At 42.1% G+C, this 9582-nt stretch carries 7 protein-coding genes and 17 tRNA genes; 22 read left to right on the top strand and 2 right to left on the bottom strand.

Annotated features, from left to right (window positions below; translation table 11 throughout):
- Positions 1-2: 2 nt before the first annotated feature.
- The 20 genes from ACESNQ_RS06575 (at position 3) to ACESNQ_RS06480 (ending at position 5192) form a co-directional block, all read left to right on the top strand.
- Positions 3-75: transfer RNA gene (locus ACESNQ_RS06575), tRNA-Val, on the top strand.
- 2 nt (positions 76-77) lie between these two features.
- A tRNA-Asp gene (locus ACESNQ_RS06570) sits at positions 78-150 on the top strand.
- A gap of 18 nt (positions 151-168) precedes the next feature.
- Positions 169-241: transfer RNA gene (locus tag ACESNQ_RS06565), tRNA-Lys, on the top strand.
- A gap of 5 nt (positions 242-246) precedes the next feature.
- A tRNA-Leu gene (locus tag ACESNQ_RS06560) sits at positions 247-328 on the top strand.
- Between the two features lie 12 nt (positions 329-340).
- Positions 341-413: transfer RNA gene (locus tag ACESNQ_RS06555), tRNA-Thr, on the top strand.
- Between the two features lie 27 nt (positions 414-440).
- Positions 441-512 (top strand) — tRNA-Gly (locus ACESNQ_RS06550).
- A gap of 7 nt (positions 513-519) precedes the next feature.
- Positions 520-605: transfer RNA gene (locus ACESNQ_RS06545), tRNA-Leu, on the top strand.
- Positions 606-616: 11 nt separating this feature from the next.
- A tRNA-Arg gene (locus ACESNQ_RS06540) sits at positions 617-690 on the top strand.
- Positions 691-704: 14 nt separating this feature from the next.
- Positions 705-778, top strand: a tRNA-Pro gene (locus tag ACESNQ_RS06535).
- Positions 779-783: 5 nt separating this feature from the next.
- Positions 784-857, top strand: a tRNA-Met gene (locus ACESNQ_RS06530).
- Positions 858-870: 13 nt separating this feature from the next.
- Positions 871-944, top strand: a tRNA-Ile gene (locus tag ACESNQ_RS06525).
- A 10-nt stretch (positions 945-954) separates the two neighbouring features.
- Positions 955-1044, top strand: a tRNA-Ser gene (locus tag ACESNQ_RS06520).
- A 14-nt stretch (positions 1045-1058) separates the two neighbouring features.
- Positions 1059-1132: transfer RNA gene (locus ACESNQ_RS06515), tRNA-Met, on the top strand.
- 5 nt (positions 1133-1137) lie between these two features.
- A tRNA-Phe gene (locus ACESNQ_RS06510) sits at positions 1138-1210 on the top strand.
- A gap of 20 nt (positions 1211-1230) precedes the next feature.
- A tRNA-Gly gene (locus tag ACESNQ_RS06505) sits at positions 1231-1301 on the top strand.
- A gap of 32 nt (positions 1302-1333) precedes the next feature.
- Positions 1334-1407: transfer RNA gene (locus ACESNQ_RS06500), tRNA-Ile, on the top strand.
- Between the two features lie 6 nt (positions 1408-1413).
- Positions 1414-1501 (top strand) — tRNA-Ser (locus ACESNQ_RS06495).
- Between the two features lie 129 nt (positions 1502-1630).
- Positions 1631-2779: a DUF4767 domain-containing protein gene (locus tag ACESNQ_RS06490; protein WP_373075834.1), complete on the top strand. Its 1149-nt coding sequence runs from the start codon at positions 1631-1633 to the stop codon at positions 2777-2779.
- Between the two features lie 171 nt (positions 2780-2950).
- Positions 2951-3679 (top strand): ABC transporter ATP-binding protein, encoded by a 729-nt coding sequence (locus ACESNQ_RS06485; RefSeq protein WP_373075833.1) that lies wholly within the window; start codon positions 2951-2953, stop codon positions 3677-3679.
- Complete coding sequence (locus ACESNQ_RS06480) at positions 3672-5192, top strand: ABC transporter permease/substrate-binding protein (RefSeq protein ID WP_373075832.1); 1521 nt, start codon at positions 3672-3674, stop codon at positions 5190-5192. The genes ACESNQ_RS06485 and ACESNQ_RS06480 overlap by 8 nt, the downstream gene beginning before the upstream one ends.
- A 451-nt stretch (positions 5193-5643) precedes the next feature.
- On the opposite strand, the gene ACESNQ_RS06475 is transcribed toward ACESNQ_RS06480, so the two are convergent.
- Positions 5644-6189: a TetR/AcrR family transcriptional regulator gene (locus ACESNQ_RS06475; protein ID WP_006152768.1), complete on the bottom strand. Its 546-nt coding sequence runs from the start codon at positions 6187-6189 to the stop codon at positions 5644-5646.
- Between the two features lie 132 nt (positions 6190-6321).
- Between ACESNQ_RS06475 and ACESNQ_RS06470 the strand changes: the two genes are divergently transcribed.
- Both ACESNQ_RS06470 and ACESNQ_RS06465 read left to right on the top strand, forming a co-directional pair.
- The gene (locus ACESNQ_RS06470; protein WP_006148988.1) at positions 6322-7224 is read left to right on the top strand and encodes a cation diffusion facilitator family transporter; all 903 of its coding nucleotides are present in this window, start codon (positions 6322-6324) and stop codon (positions 7222-7224) included.
- Positions 7225-7303: 79 nt separating this feature from the next.
- Positions 7304-8341 carry a zinc-binding dehydrogenase gene (locus tag ACESNQ_RS06465; RefSeq protein WP_373075840.1) on the top strand — a complete coding sequence of 346 codons (1038 nt, stop codon included), beginning with the start codon at positions 7304-7306 and terminating at the stop codon, positions 8339-8341.
- 213 nt (positions 8342-8554) lie between these two features.
- On the opposite strand, the gene ACESNQ_RS06460 is transcribed toward ACESNQ_RS06465, so the two are convergent.
- Positions 8555-9556 carry a LacI family DNA-binding transcriptional regulator gene (locus ACESNQ_RS06460; protein WP_373075831.1) on the bottom strand — a complete coding sequence of 334 codons (1002 nt, stop codon included), beginning with the start codon at positions 9554-9556 and terminating at the stop codon, positions 8555-8557.
- Positions 9557-9582: the final 26 nt, after the last annotated feature.

Below are 9582 nucleotides of genomic sequence, written 5' to 3'. Positions count from 1 at the left end.
GAGGGAGTTTAGCTCAGCTGGGAGAGCATCTGCCTTACAAGCAGAGGGTCAGCGGTTCGATCCCGTTAACTCCCATAGGTCCCGTAGTGTAGCGGTTATCACGTCGCCCTGTCACGGCGAAGATCGCGGGTTCGATTCCCGTCGGGACCGTAATAACGAAAGTTATTTGACTCGTTAGCTCAGTTGGTAGAGCAATTGACTTTTAATCAATGGGTCACTGGTTCGAGCCCAGTACGGGTCATATTTGCGGGTTTGGCGGAATTGGCAGACGCACCAGATTTAGGATCTGGCGCTTAACGGCGTGGGGGTTCAAGTCCCTTAACCCGCATAATAGAAATCAGCCGGCTTAGCTCAGTTGGTAGAGCATCTGATTTGTAATCAGAGGGTCGCGTGTTCAAGTCATGTAGCCGGCATTTTTTTTAATATAAACCAGAGTCGATGCGAACGTAGTTCAGTGGTAGAACACCACCTTGCCAAGGTGGGGGTCGCGGGTTCGAATCCCGTCGTTCGCTTATAGAGGCCGGGGTGGCGGAACTGGCAGACGCACAGGACTTAAAATCCTGCGATTGGTAACGATCGTACCGGTTCGATTCCGGTCCTCGGCATATATTGAAGAGCACCCTTAGCTCAACTGGATAGAGTACCTGACTACGAATCAGGCGGTTAGAGGTTCGACTCCTCTAGGGTGCATTAACAATTTAATTCGGGAAGTAGCTCAGCTTGGTAGAGTACTTGGTTTGGGACCAAGGTGTCGCAGGTTCGAATCCTGTCTTCCCGATTGATGGCGGTGTAGCTCAGCTGGCTAGAGCGTCCGGTTCATACCCGGGAGGTCGGGGGTTCGATCCCCTTCGCCGCTATAATGATCTTGTTGGACCTTTAGCTCAGCTGGTTAGAGCTCTCGGCTCATAACCGAGTGGTCGTAGGTTCAAGTCCTACAAGGTCCATTGGAATGATGGAGGATTACCCAAGTCCGGCTGAAGGGAACGGTCTTGAAAACCGTCAGGCGTGTAAAAGCGTGCGTGGGTTCGAATCCCACATCCTCCTTTATTTATTATTAACGCGGGATGGAGCAGCTCGGTAGCTCGTCGGGCTCATAACCCGAAGGTCGTAGGTTCAAATCCTGCTCCCGCAATATTTGGCTCGGTAGCTCAGTTGGTAGAGCAATGGATTGAAGCTCCATGTGTCGGCGGTTCGATTCCGTCTCGCGCCATTTTTTTAATATGATACTATGCGGGTGTAGTTTAGTGGTAAAACTACAGCCTTCCAAGCTGTTGTCGCGAGTTCGATTCTCGTCACCCGCTTTGAACTTTGTTCAAGTACCAAGTTTTTACTTGGGCGCGTAGCTCAGGTGGTTAGAGCGCACGCCTGATAAGCGTGAGGTCGGTGGTTCGAGTCCACTCGTGCCCATTAATAGGAGAATTACTCAAGAGGCTGAAGAGGACGGTTTGCTAAATCGTTAGGTCGGGTAACCGGCGCAAGGGTTCGAATCCCTTATTCTCCGTAATTAAAGAGCTTTATAGCTCTTTTTTTATTATCTTAGTCTTATATTATTATTTTTATAACTCTTAAACATTTGATATAATGTAAGTGCAATCACTACAATAATTAGATAATTATAAAGGAGTTTGTTATGGAAGAAAAGGGTATTTTAGGAGTCTTGCTAGTTCTATTCATGAGTCTTTTTATGTTTGGCTGTAGTAATCATAGTTCCGAAAATTCCAGTCAGGATCTTAGTTTATCAACTACTGTTAGTCAATCAAATACTAATGAACAAACTTCCGTAGAGTCTAAGAAAAATTTTAAAGAATTTTACAAGCCAGTTTTTGATAATTACCAAAAAATACTTTCTACACCGAAGGATGTAAATGCAATCTCTGGTCTCTATAAGAGTTTACAAGGCACTGAACGCCCTATCAATAGTTGGTCTGTTGAAAATGCAGTTTTTCAATCAGATAAGATGCGTTATACCTATGCGGATCTTAATCAAGATGGTGTAGAGGAATTATTAGTAGGCGTTGAGCAATCTAATGGTGATTATTTTATTTCGGGTCTTTATTATCTTGTAAATGAGAAACCGGTTCTTTTAGCAGAAGGTTTTGTAGCCGGCCATGGTGGTTCCAGAAATTCTATGAATATCTATAAGGGTGGCGATATCCTGGAATTAAGTTGGTCTTCTGGAACAGGAGAAGGTAGAGGAGTACTCTATCATCTGAATTTAAACCAGCAAGTTGCAAGTAAACTACAAGAACAGGATATTCGAGTTCCTGGGAATAAAAGTTTGCACTCTGACTTTGGTAAGACAGAAGTAGAATTAATGAACTTCAAGCAACTAGATTGGCAGAAATTTGAAAGCTCTACTAGTACGACCATTTCGGGAGAAAAGCAAAAAGCTCCTTGGAATGCCAACAAATCTGCCAAACTAGAAGCTTTTATAAAGGGCTGGGGAGAAAGACTAGGACAGCCCAATTACCAAAAGGGGATCGCAGGAGGAGATGTGGGGGCTGACCACCTCTATACACTTAGGGATGATGGACCAAGTGAGAAAATGAATGCTGAGTATACGGATACAGGTCTAGGAAATGCCCAGTACCGAATAGTAGAGCGTTATAGTAATTGGGATAAATACCCGGATGTTCATAGTTACTTCTTTGCGATAACTAAAACAGGAGAAGCGATTGTTTTTCATTCACCAACGACAAATGGTGGAATCATGTACTTAAAACCGACAGAAAATACAGAGATCCAAGCAGAGTTTAAACGTTTGGTGGAAGAAGAGTAATCAATCATAATGGAGAGTTTGGCCTTAGCCAAACTCTTTTTCTTATATATGATTTCAAATCAAAATCGTTGACAGATGTAATATCTAGTATTACAATGTTATAATAACGATTACACTCTTATAAAAAGTGAGATAAGGATCTTAGCTTTTAAGGAGATGGTGAGGAAGAATATGATTGAATATAAAAATGTAGTCCTGCGCTACACGGATAAGGACATTTTAAAAGATGTCAATCTCCGCATTGAAAATGGAGAATTCATGGTGCTAGTGGGTCCTTCAGGATCTGGAAAGACCACCATGATCAAGATGATTAACCGTCTTTTGGAGCCGACTGATGGCAATATATACATGGATGGAAAACGGATCAAGGACTATGATGAACGGGAGTTACGTCTTTCTACTGGTTATGTTTTGCAGGCCATTGCTCTCTTTCCAAATCTAACGGTTGCTGAAAATATTGCACTGATTCCTGAGATGAAGGGCTGGAGTAAGGAACAAATAGCCTCTAAAACAGAAGAACTCTTGGACAAGGTGGGGCTGCCTGCTGCAGAGTATGCAGAGCGCAAGCCTAGCGAGTTATCGGGTGGGGAGCAACAACGGATTGGGATTGTGCGGGCCATCATTGCGGAGCCAAAAATCTTACTGATGGATGAGCCTTTCTCTGCTCTAGATGCCATTTCTCGTAAGCAGTTGCAGGCTCTGACTAAAAAATTGCACAAAGAGTTTGGTATGACCACTATCTTCGTGACTCATGACACGGACGAGGCCTTAAAATTAGGCGATCGAATTGCTGTTTTACAGGATGGGGAGATTTGCCAGGTCGCTGACCCTGAAACAATTTTACAAGCACCTGCGACAGACTTTGTAGCGAACTTGTTTGGAGGTGGCCTTCATGTCTAATTTCATTTCAACCTTTCAGGAGCGATTTAGTGAATGGGTAACAGCTCTGGGACAACACTTACAATTATCTCTTTTGACCTTATTGGTCGCTATTTTTCTGACCATCCCACTTGCGGTTTATCTAAATGATCACAAAAAAGCAGCGACCTGGGTGCTACAAGTTGCAGGTATCTTCCAGACCATTCCTTCAATGGCCTTGTTGGGGCTCTTTATTCCTTTCATGGGGATTGGAACCTTACCAGCACTCACAGCCCTTGTCATTTACGCTATTTTCCCGATTTTAGAAAATACAATCACAGCCCTGAATGGCATTGATCCTAGTCTTGAGGAGGCAGGAATTGCTTTTGGGATGACCAAGTGGGAGCGACTCAAGAAGTTTGAAATTCCCCTTGCTATGCCTGTCATTGTATCGGGGGTTCGTACAGCAACCGTTATGATTATTGGGACAGCGACTCTAGCAGCTCTTGTGGGAGCTGGTGGATTGGGCTCCTTTATCCTTTTGGGAATTGATCGTCGGAATGCTAGTCTCATTTTAATCGGAGCAATCTCATCAGCCATCTTGGCCATTCTCTTTAATGTCATTCTCAAATGGTTGGAAAAGGCAAAGTTGCGTACGATTGTTTCGACCTTTGCTGTCATGGTCCTTGGTTTGGGAGTTAGTTATGTTCCAAGCATGATTCCAAATAAAGAGAAAGAAAATCTGGTTATAGCTGGGAAGTTAGGACCTGAACCTGAGATTCTCATGAATATGTATAAACTTCTCATCGAGGAAAATACGGATATGACGGTGACGGTCAAGCCTAACTTTGGGAAGACAGACTTTCTTTACCAAGCGCTGAAAAAAGGGGACATTGATATCTATCCAGAATTTTCTGGAACAGTGACAGAGAGTCTCCTCCAATCATCTCCACAAATTGGGCATGACCCAGAAAAGGTTTACGAGGTGGCTCGTGATGGTATTGCCAAACAGGATCAACTAGCCTTCCTTAAACCCATGGCTTATCAAAATACTTATGCTATAGCAGTTCCTAAAAAAATTGCGCAAGAATATGGGCTTAAGACGATTTCAGACTTGAAAAAAGTAGAAGGACAGCTCAAGGCGGGATTCACTCTGGAGTTTAATGACCGTGAGGATGGAAACAAGGGCTTGAAGTCTGTTTATGGATTAAATCTCAATGTAGCCACTATGGAACCAGCTCTTCGCTACCAAGCCATCCAGTCAGGTGACATTCAAATTACAGATGCTTACTCAACAGATGCTGAAATTGCTCGCTATGATTTAGTGGTTTTGGAGGACGATAAACAACTCTTCCCTCCATACCAAGGCGCTCCGCTGATGAAAGCTGAATTACTCGAAAAACATCCTGAGTTGGAAGCAGTCCTCAATAAACTAGCTGGTAAAATCACCGAGAGCCAGATGAGTCAGATGAACTATCAAGTCGGAGTAGAAGGCAAGTCTGCTGAAGAAGTAGCACGGGACTTTCTCCTTCAAGAAGGAATTCTTCAAAAATAAACGTAGAAAAGACTTTATACTAACAAAAACCCCATCTTGTTTAAGACAAGATAGGGTTTTTCTATTAGATTAAAAGTAGTATAAGTGTTAATAAGATAGCAAATGTAATTCTGATGATATGGTGTGACTTTTTAAAACTGCCTTTCTGTTTGTCATTCCAATAGGCTCCGTAACAGATGAGGATAACTCCGATTATCCAAAGTAATAGAGAAATGATGGGTATAAAAATCTCAAACATAATAGGCATATAGAAATGAAGAAAAAGAGAAAGCATCGTGAGAATACTACCCATGAACATACATTTGATCCCTCTGTTAAAGTTTTTTTGAGCAATAGCTAAACCTGCCACTATCAGGTGATAGAGGGAGAAGGGCAGAGTTAGTATAAGAATGATGAGTGCAAGAAAGATAAAGGTCTACATAGGATTCTTCCTTTCATTTAGTATTTGAATCTATAGTTTTTTAGAGTTCATTTCCATGACGTCTAAGTAAAATCTCACTACTTGGTCTTCCTTATAAGATTTCCCTTTTTTGAGCCACCAGGTTAGTGTTTCGATAAAGTTAGTTACAACAAAGTGCTTGAGGTAGGAAGCAGGAATATTAGGATAGGCAACTTGTAAGTCCTCTGCTACCATGGGGTAAACATGATGTTCTAGCTCTTTCTGTAATTGACGGAGGAAGTAGTCATTTTTTGAGAAAAGGAGGCTGGTGACGTGGTCCTGGTTTTTCTTAAAATGTGAAAAGATATGGGACAAATAAGCTTCTGTAGATATATTTTTCTCGCGTTCAAAAAGATGATGAAAGAGATAACGGCAGAGCTCGTCTAGGAGTATTTCTTTACTTTCATAATGGCTATAAAAGGTGGAACGACCGACATCTGCTAGGTCTATTATCTCCTGAACGGTAATCGTTTCAAAGCTTTTTTGATTTAGTAATTGTAAAAAAGCAGTATAGATAGCTTTTCGTGTCTTGGTAATGCGACGATCTTGACTAGTCATATGGACATTTTGAACAAACTGTTCAGTATCTTACAAAGTAAACAGTTTGCTCCTATCCTTTCTGTAATGAATGTTAGATAATGATAATGAACAAGATGTTCATGAATCTATTATATCAGAGGAAATAGGATTATGAAGACAAAACATGCAGTTTGGTTAGCTTTTTTCTTGAATTTAAGTTATGCCATTGTTGAGTTTATCGCAGGTGGAGTATTTGGCTCTAGTGCGGTTCTTGCGGACTCTGTCCATGATCTTGGAGATGCAATCGCAATTGGGGTATCAGCTTTTCTTGAAACTATCTCCAATCGTGAAGAGGACAGCCACTATACCTTGGGTTACAAACGGTTTAGCCTTCTAGGTGCCTTGGTAACGGCTGTGATTCTCATGACAGGCTCTGTTCTGGTTATCTTAGAAAATATAACGAAACTCTTTCATCCACAACCGGTCAATGATGAGGGAATCCTCTGGCTAGGAATCATAGCGGTTAGTATCAATGTGTTGGCAAGTCTAGTAGTTCGTAAGGGAAAAACAAAGAATGAGTCTATTTTGAGCCTGCATTTTCTGGAAGATACTCTGGGTTGGGTGGCTGTTATCCTGATGGCCATTGTTCTGCGATTTACCGACTGGTATATTCTGGATCCGCTCTTATCTCTGGTCATTTCGATCTTTATTCTCTCAAAAGCTATTCCACGTTTTTGGTCTACACTTAAGATTTTCTTAGATGCTGTACCAGAAGGAGTAGATATCAAGCAAGTAAAGAGCGACTTGGAGCAATTGGATCATGTCGCTAGTATCAATCAGCTTAACCTTTGGACTATGGATGGCTTGGAAAAAAATGCCATCGTCCATGTTTGTCTAAAAGAAATTGAACAGATGGAAGTTTGTAAAGAATCCATTCGAACTTTACTCAAAAATTATGGTTTTCAAAATATCACCATTGAAGTTGATGCAGACTTAGAAACTCATCAAGCCCATAAGCGGAATATGGAGGATATAGAGGCAGTCCAAAGATATGAACATGAACATCATTATTAATGAGATGTAGTATAAGTGAGCGAAAGCTTCATAAATAGTGTATACTTGAAATAAGTTAGATACAGAGAGGTAAATGTTTATGAGATCAGCAGTTTATACCAAGGCAGGTCAGGTAGGTATTGAGGAAATCAAGCGTCCAAGTATTCAAGAGACGGATGATGTTATTATCCGTGTGGTTCGTGCTTGCGTATGTGGTTCAGACCTATGGAGTTACCGAAATCCAGATATTAAAGCGGGTCACAAAAATAGTGGACACGAAGCAATTGGAATCGTTGAAGAAGTTGGTGAGGCTGTCACTACTGTAAAACCAGGTGACTTTGTCATCGCGCCTTTCACTCATGGTTGTGGAGAGTGTGATGCCTGTCGTGCTGGTTATGATGGGACTTGTGACCGCCATATTGGCACCAACTGGTCAGGTGGTGTCCAGGCTGAGTATATCCGTTTCCATTTTGCCAATTGGGCACTTGTGAAAATTCCAGGTCAACCTTCAGATTATAGCGAAGGCATGCTCAAGTCACTTTTAACACTTGCTGATGTCATGCCGACCGGTTACCATGCAGCGCGTGTGGCTAATGTGCAAAAAGGTGACAAGGTGGTCGTTATCGGGGATGGTGCTGTGGGTCAATGTGCGGTTATCGCAGCCAAAATGCGTGGTGCATCGCAAATCGTCCTCATGAGTCGCCACCAAGACCGTCAACAGATGGCCTTGGAGTCAGGTGCGACAGCTGTTGTAGCTGAGCGTGGTGAAGAAGGGATTGCCAAGGTCCGTGAAATCCTTGGCGGAGGAGCAGATGCAGCTCTTGAGTGTGTTGGTACTGAGGCTGCTGTAGAGCAAGCGCTCGGTGTCCTTCACAATGGAGGGCGCATGGGATTTGTCGGTGTGCCTCACTACAATAACCGTGCCCTTGGTTCAACCTTTGCCCAAAATATCTCAGTGGCAGGTGGAGCAGCTTCTGCAACAACGTACGATAAGCAATTCTTGCTCAAAGCTGTTCTTGATGGTGATATCAATCCAGGTCGTGTCTTTACTTCAAGCTATAAACTGAAAGATATCGACCAAGCTTACAAGGCTATGGATGAACGCAAGACTATCAAGTCTATGATTGTGATGGATTAATACTCTTCGAAAATCTCTTCAAACCACTTCAGCTTCACCTTGGATTATATATGTGACTGACTTCGTCAGTTTTATCTACAACCTCAAAGCAGTGCTTTGAGCAACCTGCGGCTAGCTTCCTAGTTTGCTCTTTGATTTTCATTGAGTATAAAAAGAAAAACCTAATAGGATTTGAGAATCTCTATTAGGTTTTTTTATGTTCAAGTGTTGTACTTAATGTAAGGTGCTTTCTCTTAACGTCAATTTGGTTCCAAGCATGGTGAGGCTTGGAATTTTACGACCATGAAGGACTTCTCTATTCAAAATATCCATTCCTGTGCGTCCCATTTCTTCGGTGTAGACTGAGATACTGGAAAGGGGTGGGAACACTTGCTTGGTTAGAATAGTATCATTAAAGGAAATAATGCTGACGCGCTCTGGTATGCTGATGCTGGCTTCTTGAAGGGCGCGAAGGGCACCGATTGCCAAACTATCACTAGCTGCAAAAAAGGCTTGTGGAAGTTTATCTCCTAATTTTTCGATAGCCTCTTTCATCAAGTCGTATCCAGATTGGGCAGTAAATAGTCCTTGGAAAATGAATTTCTCGTTATAAATTCCCTTTTCTTGTGTATAGGATTTAAAGTAAGCTAAGCGTTTGTCTGCGATGACTTCTTCTTGGTCAGTAGTAGTTTCAAGACCGGATAAAATACCAATCTTCTTAATCCCGTGGTATGTAAAGTAATCGACTACCTGTCTAACAGCATTATTAAAATCTGTAATGACACAGGTGTGGCCCAAGGCTATGGTATCACTATCTAGAAAAACTAGAGGTTTTTGATATTCTTCAAATGAGGCAATCTGTGCTTGGCTAAATTTTCCAATACAAAGAATTCCAATAACTTCTTCACTGAGCGTGAAAGGCTGGTCATTAAAATAGCGCAGAATATCATAATCTAATTCTTGAGCTCTATTTTCAATCCCTAGTCGAATCTGGTAGTAGTAGAGGTCTTCCAACTCACCTTGTTCGCTGACCCACTGGATAATAGCAATCTTTTGTTTAAGTTTGTGACTTTCGCCTGTTTTAAGATGTTTGGTATAACCTAGTTCTTCGGCGACAGTTAAAATACGATGTCGGGTTTCTTCTGTGACAGATAGACTCTGATCGCGATTGAGGACACGGGATACAGTTGCGATTGAGACAGAGGCTAACTGAGCAATATCTTTGAGTGTAGCCATAATTCCCCTCCTTTTTAGGTTATTAT

Origin of the sequence: Streptococcus infantis, from assembly GCF_964243025.1 — a bacterium.
Classification (GTDB): domain Bacteria; phylum Bacillota; class Bacilli; order Lactobacillales; family Streptococcaceae; genus Streptococcus; species Streptococcus infantis_N.
Note: the sequence above shows the minus strand (reverse complement) of the source record. Positions and strands in the feature narration are given on the sequence as shown.

What these genes read in the sequence shown, in the direction of transcription:
- ACESNQ_RS06490 (WP_373075834.1), top strand. Translation starts at nt 1,631, where the DNA reads ATGGAAGAAAAGGGTATTTTAGGAGTCTTGCTAGTTCTATTCATGAGT.
- ACESNQ_RS06485 (WP_373075833.1), top strand. Translation starts at nt 2,951, where the DNA reads ATGATTGAATATAAAAATGTAGTCCTGCGCTACACGGATAAGGACATT.
- ACESNQ_RS06480 (WP_373075832.1), top strand. Translation starts at nt 3,672, where the DNA reads ATGTCTAATTTCATTTCAACCTTTCAGGAGCGATTTAGTGAATGGGTA.
- ACESNQ_RS06475 (WP_006152768.1), bottom strand. Translation starts at nt 6,189, where the DNA reads ATGACTAGTCAAGATCGTCGCATTACCAAGACACGAAAAGCTATCTAT.
- ACESNQ_RS06470 (WP_006148988.1), top strand. Translation starts at nt 6,322, where the DNA reads ATGAAGACAAAACATGCAGTTTGGTTAGCTTTTTTCTTGAATTTAAGT.
- ACESNQ_RS06465 (WP_373075840.1), top strand. Translation starts at nt 7,304, where the DNA reads ATGAGATCAGCAGTTTATACCAAGGCAGGTCAGGTAGGTATTGAGGAA.
- ACESNQ_RS06460 (WP_373075831.1), bottom strand. Translation starts at nt 9,556, where the DNA reads ATGGCTACACTCAAAGATATTGCTCAGTTAGCCTCTGTCTCAATCGCA.